This is a genomic window from Streptomyces sp. RGM 3693 (assembly GCF_050471125.1).
GTDB lineage: Bacteria > Actinomycetota > Actinomycetes > Streptomycetales > Streptomycetaceae > Streptomyces.
Genome location: NZ_JBMPPQ010000002.1, coordinates 1,766,092 through 1,781,699, shown reverse-complemented (window position 1 = coordinate 1,781,699; position 15,608 = coordinate 1,766,092). Strand labels below are relative to the sequence as shown.

Sequence of the window (15,608 nt, the reverse complement as noted above, 5' to 3'; positions counted from 1 at the left end):
GATCCAGCGGCCCCTCTCTCCGCTCTCTGTCGGTGCACCACCGCGCCGCACACGGCCTGCGTTCGCCACGCGGGTGCGGCGCACCCGGCTCCTTCGCGGTACTCAACCCGCCGAGCAGCCGTCCAAACTGGATACGAAGAACCCCGCCATCGCCCCATTCCGGGCGGGGCGGGGTTCTTCGTTGGGCGCGGGGCCTTGCACCGGGCGTCGATTGCCGAGCGCTCCGAGCCGGATCCGGCACCGGAGTCGCCCACACCTCTGCCGCCACTTCCCATACGTGGACCCGAACCATCCCTTCTCCGGGCCACAACCTCCTGCCTGCGGCCCGGCTCCTGCACTGCAGCCGTCCGCCATGGTCCGGCGCCCGCACCGCAGCCGCTGGTGCCCGTCCAGTTCTGGGCGGCGGGCGGCGGGCGGCGGGCGGCGGGCGGCGGGCGGCGGGCGGCGGGCGGCGGGATGGTGCCGCGCGCTACCTCGCAGCCCCGCACCACCTCGGCGTCTGCCGCGGCTTCTGCCTCGGCCCCTACCGCGTGTCTCTAGCTCGTGTGTCTCTACGGCGTGTGTCTCTACGGCGTGTGTCTCTACCGCGAGCGGGCCGCCCGGGCGATCGTCACCACGGCTTTCTCCAGGGCGTATTCGGGATCGTCCCCGCCGCCCTTCACCCCTGCGTCGGCCTCGGCCACCGCACGTAGCGCCGTGGCGACACCGTCCGCCGACCAACCGCGCATCTGCTGCCGGACCCGGTCGATCTTCCAGGGCGGCATCCCCAGTTCGCGGGCCAGGTCGCCGGGGCGGGCGCCGCGCGGGGCCGAGGCGAGTTTGCCGATGGCTCGGACGCCCTGCGCCAGCGCACTGGTGATCATCACGGGGGCAACACCGGTCGCGATCGCCCAGCGCAGTGCCTCCAGCGCCTCGGCGGCCCGGCCCTCGACCGCCCGGTCGGCAACGGTGAAGCTCGACGCCTCGGCCCGGCCGGTGTAGTAGCGCGCGACGACGGCGTCATCGATCGTGCCCTCGACATCGGCGACCAACTGCGAGCAAGCCGAGGCCAACTCACGAAGATCACTACCAATGGCGTCCACCAGTGCCTGGCAGGCTTCCGGCGTGGCGGAGCGGCCGGTGGCCCGGAACTCACCACGGACGAAGGCGAGCCGGTCGGCCGGCTTGGTCATCTTGGGGCAGGCCACTTCGCGCGCCCCGACCTTACGGGCCGCGTCCAGCAGCCCCTTGCCCTTGGCGCCGCCGGCGTGCAGCAGCACCAGGGTGATCTCCTCGGCGGGCGAGCCGAGGTACGCCTTGACGTCCTTGATGGTGTCCGCGGACAGGTCCTGGGAAGCGCGCACCACCACGACCTTGCGCTCGGCAAAGAGCGAGGGGCTGGTGAGCTCGGCGAGGGTGCCTGGCTGGAGCTGATCGGGAGTGAGGTCCCGCACATCGGTGTCCGCGTCAGCCGCCCGGGCAGCGGCCACCACCTGCTGCACCGCGCGATCGAGCAGCAGTTCCTCCTGCCCCACCGCGATCGTGACGGGGGCGAGCGGATCGTCGTTAGCTGTCTTCCTGGCCATCGCGTCCCAGCATCCCACGCCCCACTGACAAACCCGCCCGCCCCAAGATCAACCACCCTGATCGCCCCGGCGGAGCGAGGGCGTGAGCGGACTCGGCCGCGGCCAGAGTCAGGACTCGTCCCTCGGAGCCTCGCCGCCGACCGCTACCCGACAATGGACCGGTGAACGACACCCACCACAGCCGCCACGTACTCGTCCTCCCCGACCGCGACGCCGCCGAAGAGGTGGCCGAGGCTCTGGCCGAACGCTTCGGCGTCACCGACGAACCCCAGCTGGTACGGGACGCCCTGGCCGGCGAGGACGATGCCGAGGACGCGCAGTGGCTGGTCGTGGTCGAGGACCCCGACGCCGCCTACGACCCCGCTCGCCTGGATGCCCTCGCCACGGAATACGAAGGCTGGCGCGAGACCGAGTAGCCCTCCTCCCCCTCCCCCCTTCCCCCCACCCCCACCCCCACCCCCGCCTCCCTCTCCCAGTCGCTCAGTCACGCACTCACGCACTCACGCACTCACGCACTCACGCACTCACCAGGATCGGTTCCCGGGCCAGCGTGATGCCGAAGTGGGTGCGGTACGCCTGCAGGACCTCGTCCGCGTCCAACTCGCGCTCCTCCCTAGTGTCATCCGCACCGGTGATCACCAACGCACGTCCGGACAGCGTCACCCGGCCAGTCTCCGTGAGCCGCGAACAGACCAGCGACCGCCTGAAATGCGACAGGGGCGACGTGCGCTGCCACCAGCACCCCACCTCGAAGTCGGACAGCTCGCGCGGTCGTTGTTCCACGCGGTACTGCGGTTCCCCGTCCCGGTAGACGTCGAGGTCGCCCTCCGGCGTCTCCGCTATCCGGAAAACGCCCCCGGGATCGTTCTGGTCCGCGGCGCTGTCGAACCGCAACGGATAGTGGCTGTTCCGCCCGAAGCCGACGTCCGTGAGCCAGGGGCCCGTGGGCGTGTGCACCCGCAGCGCGAGATGGTCATACGGAACCCCCAGCCCCTCGGGCCCGAACACCCGCGCCGACAGCAACTCGACCTCGTAACCCAGTGCTCTGAGCAGTGCCGCGAAGGCGCCGTTGAGCTCGTAACAGAACCCACCTCGACGGGCTCCGACGACCTTGTCCAACAGCGGCTGCTTCGCCAGCACGATCTCCTCCCCCAGATGAATGGCAAGGTTCTCGAACGGCACGGCCCGCAGATGGCTCAGTTGCAGCGCACGCAACGCCTCCGCGTCAGGGACGGTCGGTCGGGCAGCGGATATTCGCCGGAGATAGGCATCGGCAGCGACATCGTCCATCAGATGTTCTTCCTTTCCATGTGTCGCACAGCCCTCCACCTTTCGCGTCGCACGGCTCTCCACCTCTCACTCAGCTCTGCACATGCCGCTCGAATTCTCAGCCTGCCGCACACTTCTCTGTGAGCCGCAGGGATCTTCATATTCGGTGGGACTCAAAAGGGCTGCCGTACCGACCGCTACCCCGACCGCTACCCCGGCCTCTGCCCCGCCGCTCACTGAGCCGCCCGCTGAGCCGCCAGCCGAGTCGCCCCCTGGACGACCGGCGCCGGGACGACCGGCTTCTGGACCGGCGTCCGCTGACCACCGCGGAGAGCTTGCCGGGAGTGCCGACGACCGCGATGGCGCCGTCGATGTCCGTACGCAGCACCAGCGTGCCGCCGGCCCGCAGCGCCGCAATGGTGCGAGGCGCGGGATGTCCGTACGGGTTTCCGGAGCCGCAAGAGATCAGGGCCAGCCGCGGCATCAGACGGTGTATCAACTCCGGCTCCTGATAGGCGGAGCCATGGTGCGCCACCTTCAGGACGTCAACGGCGGCCAGCTCCGGATGGGCGCTCAACAATTCCTGTTGAGCTGGCGGCTCAAGATCACCAAGTAGCAGGACCGTCAGCCCACCGGTCCGAACGAGCAGGGTGACGCTGGCGTCGTTGGGCCCGGAAAACTCACCGTCACCGGCCGTCAATACCGGCATCGACGGGTCCAACCGAGACTGCGGCCGTTGCACCGCATCTCCCCCTGGCGGCGCTTCCGCCTGTGGCGTCAGCGGGGAAGTCGCCGGCCAGAGGACTTCCCACGTGAGGGGACCCAGGTGACGCTGCTCCCCCGGTACGGCGCGGAGGACGGGGACCCCAGCGCCCGCCGCCACTCGCCGTACGAACTTCGCCTGCGCATCTGGCGCTTGGAGCGTCGTGGTCTCGATCGCACCGACCGAACGGCCACGCAACACTCCGGGCAGGCCGTCCACGTGATCGGCGTGAAAATGCGTCAGGAGAAGGAGTGGGATCCGGTGGACGCCCAGTCCGGTCAGGCAGTGGTCGATGGCCCGGGGCTCGGGCCCGGTGTCCACCACCAGCGCCGTACCGTCACCGGCCGCCAGCACTAGTCCGTCCCCCTGACCCACATCGCAGGCCACGACCCGCCAGTCCGGCGGCGGCCAGCCCGTCAGCACACGGGTCAGCGGCGCGGGCCGGCACACCGCCAGCACCAGGGCCAACGCGCACAGCACACACAGCCACCGGCGGCGCAACACCCGGCGGCCGACCGCCAGCAGCACCACGGTGGCGACGGCGAGCATCAGCCCGCCCACCCAGCCGCCGGGCCAGCCGACCTCCGCACCCGGCAGCTCCGCCCCCGTACGGGCGACACCGGCGATCCACTCGGCCGGCCAACCCGCGCACCACGCCAGCGCCTTGGCGACCGGCAAGGCGACGGGGGCGGCGGCGAGCGCTGCGAAACCCAGGATCGTCGCGGGAGCCACCGCCAGTTCGGCGAGCAGGTTACAGGGCACGCCGACCAGCCCCACCCGCGCCGCCAGCACCGCGACGACGGGCGCGCAGACCGCCTGGGCGGCGGCAGCGGCGGCGATCACCTCGGCGAGCCGTGGCGGCACCCGGCGACGTTGCAGGGCAGCGCTCCAGCGCGGAGCGAGTAGCAGCAATGCACCGGTCGCCAGGACGGACAGCAGGAAGCCGTATCTCCGGGCGAGCCAGGGGTCGTAGAGGACCAGCAGTAGCACGGCGGCGGCGAGCGCGGGAAGCAGCGAGCGGCGGCGCCCGGTGCCGATGGCGAGCAACGTGATCAGTCCGCAGGCGGCGGCCCGCAACACGCTCGGGTCCGGGCGACACACGACGACGAATCCGAGGGCAAGCACCCCACCGACCAGGGCGGTGCCGCGCAGCGAAAGCCCCAGATGTCGTGCCAATCCCCGACGTTCGGCCCGGCCGGCGAGGTGCGGTGGGCCGATCAGCAGGGCGAGCACGATGGTCAGATTGCTGCCGGAGACGGCGAGCAGATGTGTCAGGTCGGTGGCGCTGAAGGCGTCGTCGAGATCCGGTGGCACCCGCGAGGTGTCGCCCACGACGAGGCCGGGCAGTAGCGCACGCGCGTCCGGACTCAGCCCGTCGGTCGCCGCGCGCAGTCCGGCACGCAGGCTGCCGGCCAGCCGTTGGAGGGCGGACGGCGGCCCGACCTCGGCCGGCGGCCCATCGGCGGTGACCCGCAGCACCGCGGCCATCCGGTCCGCCGCTGACAGCGGCGGCGCGGCACGCGCCACGACCCGGATACGGGTCGACGGCAGCAGCCCCCGCCACTCCGACGACAGCCCGCCCCGCCCCCCGTCGGCCCGCCGCCCCGACCCTGCTCCCTTCGCATCACCCACATCACCTGCATCACCCTCGTTACCCTCATCACCTGCGTCTTTCGCGCCCGAGGCTCCGCGCTGCTGCACGACGGCCAGCACAGGGGTGCGGACGGCGGTAGCCGTGCCGTCCGGCGCCGTGACGCGGACGGCGTCGGCGGTGAACACCAGTGCCGGCGGCGTCCGTTGTGAGCCGCGTACCTTGGGCCGGGTCATCCGGGGATCATCGGTCACCTCCAGGTCCACCGTGAGCTGTGCATACCGCTGGGCCCAGAAGGGCAGCGGCCCGCGTCGTACGTCCGCGGCGTGCAACGCGGCGGACGTGGCCCCCGCCGCTGCACAGAGCAACACCGCCGCCAGCGCCACGAGCGCCCCCGCGGACCGGCCGCGTACCAAGCCTCGGCCCCACGCGAACCGGCCGCCGTCCCCCAACGCAAGCGCTCGGGCCCGCCAGAGCGCGAGTGCCGCGACCGCCCCGGCCACCGCACAGCCGACGGCCACCGCGCTACCAGGCGCACCCAGGGCGACCGCTGCCGCCGCCCATGCCGCCAGCGCAGGCCCGACCAGCCGCAGGTCAGCGGGACCCCCCTGATGCGTCTCCGCCGTGCCGTACGACGAGCCTCTCTGGTGGCCGTCCGGGTATGCCCCCACCGCACCGGATGACGAGCCCTCCCGACCCTCGTCCCCGGCGCAACCCGTTGTCCCACCATCCGCCGAGGCCACAGCCCCAGGGGCCACAGCTCCATGGGTCGCAACCCCACGGGTCACAACCCCACGGGCAGGGTTCTCGTCCTCCCGAGCCGACGTCATGGCGCCACCAAGGGGCGCAGGTCGGCGAGCCGGCGCTCACCGATTCCGGTCACCTTCCGAAGTTGGTCCACCGAGGTGAACCCGCCGTGCTGGGTGCGGAATTCGATGATGTGGCGGGCCAGGACCGGGCCCACGCCAGGCAGGGCATCGAGCTGCTGCTCCGTCGCCGTACTGAGGCTCAGCGGCCCACTCGCCAGGCCCGGCACCCCGCCGCCCGCGCCACCTCCCGCACCTGCCGCACCACCGCCCCCGGTCTGCCCACCGCTGCCGGCGCCACCCGCGGCGCCGGTGCCTTCCTCACCGACCACGATTTGTTCACCGTCGGTCAGTAGCCGCGCACGGTTCAAGCCCCGGAGGTCCGCCCCGCGCAACACCCCGCCCGCCGCCTCCAAGGCATCGGTCACCCGCGAACCCGCGGGCAGCCGGTGAATCCCAGGTCGCCGGACCTTCCCCGCAACGTCCACGACCACCATCCGGCCCGCACCACCCGATGGTCCACCCGCTGCCAAGCCTTGGGGCGAGGCATGCGCCGACGACCACGGCGGGGCCGGCGAACGGGCACCGGGGCCGGGCGCCACAACCGTCCGCTCGGCATCCGGCGCACGCACCGGCTCCGGACGTGCCGCCCAGAAGTGCTGGACGGCGAACCCCACAGCCACCACCAGCACCAGGGCTAATGCGGCCAACGCCTTTGGGTCCGTGCCGCACCGTAACTGCAGCCATAACGGCAGCCGTTCACGCACCGCCGGCCACCAACGCCCCGGCCGGCGAGCACTCGACGGATCGTGTTCACACGGCGGCGGACCACGGTGCGCATACGACGGTTTGTCCCCCGCATCGAACGGACCGCGACAGCCGCTCAGGCCATACGAAGCCCTCGGTCCATTCGAAGTCCTCGAAGTCCTCGAAGCGCTCGAAGCTCCCGGAGCCCTCGGAGCCCTCGGAGCCCTCGGAGCCCTCGGAGCGACTGAACCGCCCACACCACCACCCGCCAGACCCGCCCCGTCCGCATCGCCCCCGTCCACACCGAGCCCCTCCACGCCAAGCCTCTCCAGGCCAAGCCCGTGCGCGTCCGGTCCGGCACCCCGATCGCCACCCCTCGCCGGACCGACGTCTCTCCCCCCGCCGGCGCCCCTCCCCGCATCGGCAGCTCTCCCCGCGCCGGAACCTCTCTCTGCCCCCGTATCCGGCCCCGTGCCGCCCTTCGGATCGGTACCGAAGATCACCGCGGCCCGGGCCCGCATCCGCTCGCGTTTCCACTCCCGCACTCGCTCCCGCTCCCGCCTCCCCCAGCGCCCGGACGGGACGACGGAGGTCGAGGAAGCAGCGGACGGGAAAGTCGGTCCGGCCGATGACTCCGGCGCGGAAACGGACACCGATACTGACGTTGCATCCGGCAAGAAAGCCGTTCGAAAAGTGCTCATAGCCCTCGACGGTAAGCACCCCGCGCAGATCCTGCCGATCTGCGTCAAATCCCGTGGATAAGTGGGGAGTTGTGGATAACTCCGTCACCCACACGGACACCCCGAGCCAGCAGCCGCCACAGGCCAAACACCCACCACACGGGCATCACGGAGGCATTACGCAGGCGGCACCCAGGCATCGCATCTACACCCACGACGCCGCCACATTCAGGACACCAACGACGTCCAAGACACCCGCGACGTCCAAGGCGCCCAAGGTGCCCAAGACGTCCTCACCGCGGTGAGACCACGGCCCCCAGCAACCCCGGCCCCGTATGCGCGCCGATCACCGCACCGACCTCGCTCACGAGCAACTCGTTCAGCCCCGGCACCCGCTCCCGAAGCCGCTGGGCCAGCGCGTCCGCCCGCTCCGCCGCCGCGAGATGGTGGACCGCGATGTCGACCTGGCCCTCCCCCGCCCGCTCCGCGGCGATCTCCTCCAGGCGCGCGATGGCCTTGGAGGCCGTACGGACCTTCTCCAGCAGTTCGATGCGCCCGTCGGCGAGTTGGAGGATCGGCTTCACCGCGAGCGCCGAGCCGAGCAGCGCCTGCGCCGCGCCGATCCGGCCGCCGCGCCGCAGGTAGTCGAGGGTGTCGACGTAGAAGTAGGCGGAGGTTCCCGACGCGCGCTTCTCCGCGGCGGCCACCGCGTCGTCCACGTCCCCGCCGGCCTCCACCGCCTCCGCCGCGGCGAGGGCGCAGAACCCGAGGGCCATCGCGACCATCCCGGTGTCCACGACCCGTACCGGCACCGGGGCGTCCTTCGCCGCCAGCACCGCTGCGTCGTAGGTGCCGGAGAACTCCGACGAGAGGTGAAGAGAAACGATGCCGCTCGCCCCGGCCGCAGCGATGGCGCGATAGGTGTCCGCGAACACGGCAGGGCTCGGCCGTGAAGTCGTCACGGGCCGACGCTTCTGGAGCGCCTGCGCGACGGATCTCGCGGAGATCTCGGTGCCCTCTTCGAGGGCCTGGTCCCCCAGGACGACGGTCAGCGGTACGGCCGTGATGCGGTGGCGTTCGACAGCGGTCCGCGGCAGGTAGGCCGTGGAATCGGTGACGATCGCGACATGGCGGGACATGACTGGGAGGTTATCCGGGGACACAGACGGCCGACAGTGCGGGCCCCTTCCCAGGATCTTCCAGGTTTCGCCAAGGCTATGCCAAGTCCGCCCAGGTCACGGCCTATCGACGAGCGGCAGGACGTGCAGAGGGCGCGTACGCACGGCGGTTGGCTAACAGAGACCACTGGCCCGGGCCCGGAGGCTTGCCCCCTCCCTATCCCGCTATGCCGCCGCTGCCTTCCGCTCGGCGGGACGTCTCCCGTTCCGGTGTCTTCTCCCACGGGTACGTCGGCTGGGTACGCGGATCCCGGGCAGTGATCGCCGGGGCCTCGTCCTCCGCCGCCCCCAAGGAATACTCCTTGTCCCCCCGGCCCGAAGCAGCACCAGCACCGCCCGCCACCCCGGCATCCGCACCCGCCCGGGAACCGGAACCAGCCCCGCCCCCGGACGACCCCCCATCCGCACCCGGCTGCCGTTCCCATCCCGCCGCGTCGTCCGTCCAGTGCCGCAGGGCCCCCGCCTCCATGTCGATCTGGTCGCTCAGGGCGGCCAGGTCGTCGTCGGCGAACTTGCGGGCCCGGTCGCGGGCGGCCCAGCGCAGCGACTCCGCGGAGTGCGTGATCCGCTCCAGGCGCTCCCGGAGCTCGGGGAGGTGGGCCGCGATGGTGGCCTTGTTGGGCTCGCGTTCCAGTCGGCGGAGGTCGTCGTCGAGCTCACGGCCGTGCGCGCTGAGCCGTTCGAAGAGGCGGACCGCCTCGGCGAGTGAGGCGTCGTCGGAGGAGGTGGAACGCAGGATCTCCTGGGTGGCCCGCATGGACGTGCGCAGCGAGAGCCGCAGTTGTGCCAGTTCGCCGGCGGCTCCGGGCTGGGTGAACTGCCGGGCTCGCAGGGTGGTGTCCTCGACCGTCCGCCTGGCCTGGGCGACCTTGCGGTCCACGCCGCGCTTGGCCGCCTGGGCCGCCTTGACCGTGAGGAACACCCCGGCGACCACGAACACGACGAAGAGCAACCCGAAGATGGCAACGGCAACTTCCATGGGCACTCCCCAGAGGTGTCGACGGCGCCGGTTCTACACCGGCGCCCGTACCTCCACGGTAAACGCGTCGGGCAGGTCACGGGTTCCAAACGAACCCCCAACCTGCCCGTAGGGGAAACCACCTATACGCGCCCGGAACACCGGCCCCATGCACCACTCCGGACCACAAAAGACCAGGTCAGGCGCGATCCCGGCGAGTTCCGGCGGCCAGCTCGGCCGCCGCGCGGGCCGGGTACGGGGTCACCGCCGCCCGGCCCACGCGTCGCTGTCCGGCTCACGCCGGAACGATGTTCACCAGCTTCGGCGCCCGGACGATGACCTTCCGGATGCCCGCGCCACCCAGCGCCGCGACCACCGCCGGCTCGGCCAGCGCGGCCGCCTCCAGGTCCGCGTCGGAGATCGTCGGCGCGACCTCCAGCCGGGCCTTGACCTTGCCCTTGATCTGGACGACGCAGGTCACCGTCTCGTCCACGACGTACGCCGGATCAGCCACCGGGAAGTCCATGTGGACCACCGAGTCGGTGTGGCCCAGCTTGCGCCACAGCTCCTCGGCGATGTGCGGGGCCAGCGGGGCGACCAGCCGCACCAGCTGCTCCGCCACGGTGCGCGACACCGGGCCGCCCACCTTGGTCAGGTGGTTGTTCAGCTCGGTGATCTTGGCGATGGCGGTGTTGAAGCGCAGGTTCGCCATGTCCTGGGTGACGCCGTCGATCGCCTTGTGCAGGGCCCGCAGGGTGGCCTCGTCCGGCTCGGCGTCGACGACGGTGACCGCGCCGGTCGCCTCGTCCACCACGTTGCGCCACAGTCGCTGCAGCAGGCGGTACTGGCCGACGACGGCCCGGGTGTCCCAAGGCCGGGAGACGTCCAGCGGCCCCATCGCCATCTCGTACAGGCGCAGGGTGTCCGCGCCGTACTCGACGCAGATCTCGTCCGGCGTGACGGCGTTCTTCAGGGACTTGCCCATCTTGCCCAGCAGCCGGGAGACCTTGCCGCCCTCGTAGTAGAAGACGCCGCCGTCGTGCTCCTCGACCTCCGCCGCCGGGACGGCGATGCCGCGGGTGTCCCGGTAGACGTACGCCTGGATCATGCCCTGGTTGTACAGCTTGTGGAACGGCTCGACGGACGAGACGTGCCCCAGGTCGTGCAGCACCTTGGACCAGAAGCGGGCGTACAGCAGGTGCAGCACGGCGTGCTCGGCACCGCCCACGTACAGGTCGACACCGCCGTGCGGCTGGCCCTCGGCCGGGCCCATCCAGTACTGCTCGACGGCCGGGTCGACCAGCGCGTCGTCGTTGTTCGGGTCCAGGTAGCGCAGCTCGTACCAGCACGAACCGGCCCAGTTGGGCATGGTGTTGGTCTCGCGCCGGTAGCGCTGCACTCCGCGGCCGTCGCCCAGGTCCAGCTCGACGTTGACCCAGTCCTCGTTACGGGACAGCGGGGTCTCGGGCTGGGTGTCGGCGTCGTCCGGGTCGAAGGTGCGCGGCGAGTAGTCCTCGACCTCGGGCAGTTCCAGCGGCAGCATCGACGCGGGCAGCGGGTGCGCCACGCCGTCCTCGTCGTAGACGATCGGGAACGGCTCGCCCCAGTAGCGCTGACGGCTGAACAGCCAGTCGCGCAGCCGGTAGTTGACGGTGCCCTCGCCGATGCCGTTGGCGGCCAGCCACTCGGTGATCTCCGCCTTGGCCTCGGGCACGCCCAGACCGTCCAGCGAGACGGACTCGCCGGCGGAGTTGACCAGCTTCGCGTCGTACGAGGCGAACGCGTCGTCCCAGGTGGCGGGGTCGGTGCCGCGGCCGTCGGTGGGCTCGACCACGCAGCGCAGCGGCAGCTCGAAGGCGCGGGCGAAGGCGAAGTCGCGACTGTCGTGGGCCGGGACGGCCATGATCGCGCCGGTGCCGTAGCCCATCAGGACGTAGTCGGCGATGAAGACCGGGACCTGCTCGCCGCTGACCGGGTTGGTGGCGAAGACGCCCGTGAAGACACCGGTCTTGTCCTTGGCCTCGGCCTGCCGCTCGACGTCCGACTTGGCGGCGGCCTGCTTGCGGTAGGCGGCGACGGCCTCGGCGGGGGTGGCGTGCCCGCCGGTCCACACCTCGTGGGTGCCCTCGGGCCAGGCGTCGGGAACGATGGAGCCGGTGCCGTTGTCGGCGCCGGCGATCAGCGGGTGCTCGGGGGCCAGGACCATGTAGGTCGCGCCGAACAGGGTGTCCTGGCGAGTGGTGAAGACCGTGATCTTGTCGGAGTCGCCGACCGGGAAGTCGACCCGGGCGCCCTCGGAGCGGCCGATCCAGTTGCGCTGCTGCAGCTTGATGGCCTCCGGCCAGTCCAGCGCGTCCAGGTCGTTCAGCAGCCGGTCCGCGTAGGCGGTGATGCGCATGTTCCACTGGCGCAGCTTGGACTTGAAGACCGGGTAGTTGCCGCGCTCGGAGCGGCCCTCGGCGGTGACCTCCTCATTGGCCAGCACCGTGCCCAGTCCGGGGCACCAGTTGACCGGGGCCTCCGAGGCGTACGCCAGGCGGTACTGGCCCAGGACGTCGGCCCGCTCGGTGCCGGACAGCTCGGCCCAGGGCCGCCCGTCGGGGGTGGGCCGGGTGCCGGCCTCGAACTGGGCGACCAGGGTGTCGATCGGCCGCGCCTTGTCCGCCTCCGGGTCGTACCAGGAGTTGAAGATCTGCAGGAAGATCCACTGGGTCCACTTGTAGTACGCCGGGTCGATGGTCTCGATCGAGCGGCGCTGGTCGTGGCCCAGGCCCAGGCGGCGCAGCTGGCGCCGCATGTTGACGATGTTGGCCTCGGTGGAGACCCGCGGGTGGGTGCCGGTCTGCACGGCGTACTGCTCGGCGGGCAGGCCGAACGCGTCGAAGCCCAGGGTGTGCAGGACGTTGTGGCCCGTCATGCGGTGGTAGCGGGCGTAGACGTCGGTGGCGATGAAGCCCAGGGGGTGGCCGACGTGCAGTCCCGCACCCGAGGGGTAGGGGAACATGTCCATGATGAACTTCTTGGGACGGGCCGCCAGCCCGGCGTCGCCGGCCAGATCGCCCCTCGGGTTCGGGGCCTCGTAGGTCCCCTCCGCCTCCCAGAAGTCCTGCCAGCGTGCCTCGATGTCCGCGGCCAGCGCGGCCGTATAGCGGTGCGGCGCTGCCACCTCAGAGGGGGCACCTCCCGCGCTTCCAGCAGCGGGGGAGTTAGTCGTCTCGCTCATCGTCCTCAAAGCTCCATCGATCGTCTCTGCCTGCGGCTGCTGCGGACACGGCTCCTGCGGAAACAAAAATGCCCCTCTCGCAGGAGGGGAAGCCGCGCCGATGCCGACCCGGGCGGCCACAGCGAAGGGCCCGGTCGGGACTGATCAGCGCGGCCCGCTAAGCAGAAGGCGTACGGCACACATGGCGCCAGGGTACCCCAGGGCACCCAGGGCCCGTGGCCGGGATTCCCCCGGGCACGGGCCCCGCCGCGTTACACCCACCGTCCTACCGTCACGCCCGTGAGGTCACGAGTCTGCGGGGAGGGAGGTGTGGCACCCCTGCGTCAGGGGCGGTAGGAGCTCACGTAGCCGGCCCCCGGGGTGCCGACGCCGGTGACGTCGTCGTAGCCGACGGTGGCGTGCAGCGAGCTGTCCTTGCCCAGGCTGCGCAGCGACGTGATGGTGCCCTTGCTGGCGTCGATGCCGTTGGCGAAGTCCATCCGGACGACCGCCAGGTCACGGCCGGCACCCAGCGGGTGGTCGGTCACGTCGTGCAGGGCGGAGGTGCCGTAACGCTGGTAGATGGCCGGGTTGGCGAAGCCGATGGCGATGCCGTGCCGGGCCTGCTGGGCCAGCGCCTGGACGCCCGCGATCACCGGCGCGGCCAGGGAAGTGCCGCCGATGCGGTACTCCTCGTAGCCGAGCTTGCCGTTGGGCAGGGTCTGGGTCTGGCCGACCAGGAAGCCGGTGTTGGGGTCGGCGACGGCCGCGATGTCCGGGACGGTGCGCATGGCGCCGCCACCGTTGACCTTGGCCAGCGCGTCCGGGACGACGCCGCGCTGGTAGAAGGGCTGCGCGACGGACTTGCTGGTGCCGCCGCCCGCGCCGCCGTTGAAGGCACCGGGGAAGTCGGTCCAGTCGTTGCCGTCCTTGGAGAGCACCGACTTCTGGGTGCCCCAGCCGGTCTCCCACTGGTAGCTGTTGCCCTTGCCGACGGCCAGGGAGGTGCCACCGACCGCGGTCACCCATGCGGAGTTCGCGGGGGTGTCCACCTGCTTGGTGCCGGTGTTGGCGACCTCGTCACCGTTGTCGCCGGAGGAGAAGTAGAAACCGATGCCCTCTACTGCGCCCCGCTGGAAGAGCTGGTCGTAGGCGGCAGCCGTGTCGGGGGTCTCGTTGGCCTCGACGTCGCCCCAGGAGTTGGAGACGATGTCGGCGAGCCGACCGTCGACGACCTTGCCGAGCGAGTCCAGCAGGTCGTCGTCCTGGCAGGAGGCGGCACCGACGTAGACGATGTCCGCGGCGGGGGCGACCGCGTGCACGGCCTCGACGTCGAGGGTCTCCTCGCCGTACCAGCCGGCCGCGCCGCAGTCCTTGATGTGCGTGTAGTCCTTCGGCAGGACCTGCGACAGCTGGCCCTTGCCGTAACGGGGATCACCATTGCGGGCGGCGTAGGTGTCCGCGTCCTTGGCGATGGTCGGCGAGGCGTAGGCGTCGGTGATCGCGACGGTGACGCCCTTGCCGGTCCACTTCTTCGCCCCGTATGCGGCGCGCAGCTGCTTGCCGGTGTAGCCCTTGATCGCGTACGGCGCCTTGCTCCCGTAGGCCGAGGGCAGGTTCTCGTTGGTCCGCGAACCGTAGTAGGTGGAGAACGGCCCGGAGTTGCGGAAGACGGGGGACGGCGGCGGCAGTTCGGCGGAGTGGTGCCGGGCCAGCCGGGGCGCGTTGTCCAGGCCGGTGACCGTCAGGACCGCGTCGGAGACGGACGCGGGCGCGGAGGCGGTGGCCGACGGCGCGTGGTAGGTGTGGCCGCTCTTGCGGTAGTTGTGCAGGCCGGTGGCGAAGGCCCGCTGGGCGGCGGCCGCATCGCCGGTGACCGTCACATAGCGGTCGGTGGTGCCGGTGACCGTCAGGCCGGCCTTCTTCAGCCAGGCGGTCACCCTAGCTATCTGGTCCTGCGTGGCGCCGTAGCGGGCCTGCACCTGGGTGGGACTCAGGTACTTCCCGTACGTGCCGGAGTGCGGGTCGGAGACTGCCTTGGCGTAGTCCGCGAGGCCCTTGGCGTCGCGGCCGGCCAGGTAGACCCGGGCATTGACCTCGGTGGCGCCGGCGGTGGCACCCTGGTCGGCCTGCTCGGTGGCCCACCGCGGCTTGGTCCCCTGCAGCGCGTGCCGGCCCCCGTCGTGGCCCGCGGCGTCGGCGGCCGGTGCACCGAGCGCGAGCGCTCCGGCGACCAGCGGCAGCGCCGCTGCCCAGGCCAGACCGACGCGGACGCGCGGTGATCTGGTGCGGCTTGCTCTCATGTAACCCCCTGCTGTGGCGATGCGGTGCGCTGCGTGGTGACGCCGCGCCGGTGCGCCGGTGCGCGCCACCTCATCAGCGGTGAATGCGTCGGATGTGACGCTCACGCGATTCGCCACTCTTTCGGTGAACCGTTCATGTCAGGGTTATGCGATCACCAAGAAGAGCCCAAAGAACGGCAACGAGCGGGCAGAATCGGTCGCAGAGGCGACGCCCAACTCGCCACACCGGTCACGTTGTTGACCGAATATCAGGGCAACCCTTGTAGATCCCCGCACCGCGGGCCCGACCGTCCCCGCACGCACGACAGAGAGGGTCGTCCGTGACGGACGACCCTCTCTGCCTTCTGTGGAGCTAAGGAGAATTGAACTCCTGACCTCCTGCATGCCATGCAGGCGCTCTACCAACTGAGCTATAGCCCCAGGTCTTGTCTCCGCTGCGGTTTCCTTTCGGCTCCCCGCTGCGGCATCGCCTACTTTACACGGACCTCCCGGGCTTCTGCCAAATCGTTCTCTCGCGGGCCCTCCGACGGGACCCGAGGTACTGTC

Annotated in this window: 9 protein-coding genes and 1 tRNA gene; 1 reads left to right on the top strand and 9 read right to left on the bottom strand. The window is 71.2% G+C overall.

Annotated elements, in window-relative coordinates; genetic code table 11:
- Positions 1-581: 581 nt before the first annotated feature.
- Complete coding sequence (gene holA, locus ACO0M4_RS25270) at positions 582-1,565, bottom strand: DNA polymerase III subunit delta (RefSeq protein WP_430373195.1); 984 nt, start codon at positions 1,563-1,565, stop codon at positions 582-584.
- A 161-nt stretch (positions 1,566-1,726) separates the two neighbouring features.
- Between holA and ACO0M4_RS25265 the strand changes: the two genes are divergently transcribed.
- On the top strand, positions 1,727-1,981 hold the full coding sequence (locus ACO0M4_RS25265; protein ID WP_430373194.1) for a hypothetical protein: 255 nt from the start codon (positions 1,727-1,729) through the stop codon (positions 1,979-1,981).
- Between the two features lie 100 nt (positions 1,982-2,081).
- Here ACO0M4_RS25265 and ACO0M4_RS25260 read toward each other — a convergent pair whose 3' ends face one another.
- The 8 genes from ACO0M4_RS25260 to ACO0M4_RS25225 all read right to left on the bottom strand — a co-directional run bounded on the left by ACO0M4_RS25260 (position 2,082) and on the right by ACO0M4_RS25225 (position 15,482).
- On the bottom strand, positions 2,082-2,855 hold the full coding sequence (locus ACO0M4_RS25260; RefSeq protein ID WP_430373193.1) for an arylamine N-acetyltransferase family protein: 774 nt from the start codon (positions 2,853-2,855) through the stop codon (positions 2,082-2,084).
- A 136-nt stretch (positions 2,856-2,991) separates the two neighbouring features.
- A complete protein-coding gene (locus tag ACO0M4_RS25255; RefSeq protein ID WP_430373192.1) occupies positions 2,992-5,859 on the bottom strand; it encodes a ComEC/Rec2 family competence protein in 2,868 nt (955 codons plus the stop codon).
- A gap of 155 nt (positions 5,860-6,014) precedes the next feature.
- Complete coding sequence (locus ACO0M4_RS25250; RefSeq protein WP_430373191.1) at positions 6,015-6,491, bottom strand: helix-hairpin-helix domain-containing protein; 477 nt, start codon at positions 6,489-6,491, stop codon at positions 6,015-6,017.
- A 1,223-nt stretch (positions 6,492-7,714) separates the two neighbouring features.
- Positions 7,715-8,560, bottom strand: a complete 846-nt coding sequence (locus tag ACO0M4_RS25245; protein ID WP_430373190.1) for a DegV family protein — start codon at positions 8,558-8,560, stop codon at positions 7,715-7,717.
- Between the two features lie 196 nt (positions 8,561-8,756).
- Positions 8,757-9,578 (bottom strand): hypothetical protein, encoded by an 822-nt coding sequence (locus tag ACO0M4_RS25240; RefSeq protein WP_430373189.1) that lies wholly within the window; start codon positions 9,576-9,578, stop codon positions 8,757-8,759.
- Positions 9,579-9,852: 274 nt separating this feature from the next.
- Positions 9,853-12,780 carry a leucine--tRNA ligase gene (locus ACO0M4_RS25235; protein WP_430373188.1) on the bottom strand — a complete coding sequence of 976 codons (2,928 nt, stop codon included), beginning with the start codon at positions 12,778-12,780 and terminating at the stop codon, positions 9,853-9,855.
- A 323-nt stretch (positions 12,781-13,103) separates the two neighbouring features.
- Positions 13,104-15,062 (bottom strand): S53 family peptidase, encoded by a 1,959-nt coding sequence (locus ACO0M4_RS25230; RefSeq protein WP_430373187.1) that lies wholly within the window; start codon positions 15,060-15,062, stop codon positions 13,104-13,106.
- Positions 15,063-15,409: 347 nt separating this feature from the next.
- Positions 15,410-15,482: transfer RNA gene (locus tag ACO0M4_RS25225), tRNA-Ala, on the bottom strand.
- Positions 15,483-15,608 lie beyond the last annotated feature (126 nt).

Coding starts and splice junctions, on each gene's coding strand:
- holA (WP_430373195.1), bottom strand. CDS start 1,565: ATGGCCAGGAAGACAGCTAACGACGATCCGCTCGCCCCCGTCACGATC.
- ACO0M4_RS25260 (WP_430373193.1), bottom strand. CDS start 2,855: ATGGACGATGTCGCTGCCGATGCCTATCTCCGGCGAATATCCGCTGCC.
- ACO0M4_RS25250 (WP_430373191.1), bottom strand. CDS start 6,491: ATGGTGGTCGTGGACGTTGCGGGGAAGGTCCGGCGACCTGGGATTCAC.
- ACO0M4_RS25245 (WP_430373190.1), bottom strand. CDS start 8,560: ATGTCCCGCCATGTCGCGATCGTCACCGATTCCACGGCCTACCTGCCG.
- ACO0M4_RS25240 (WP_430373189.1), bottom strand. CDS start 9,578: ATGGAAGTTGCCGTTGCCATCTTCGGGTTGCTCTTCGTCGTGTTCGTG.
- ACO0M4_RS25235 (WP_430373188.1), bottom strand. CDS start 12,780: ATGAGCGAGACGACTAACTCCCCCGCTGCTGGAAGCGCGGGAGGTGCC.
- ACO0M4_RS25230 (WP_430373187.1), bottom strand. CDS start 15,062: ATGAGAGCAAGCCGCACCAGATCACCGCGCGTCCGCGTCGGTCTGGCC.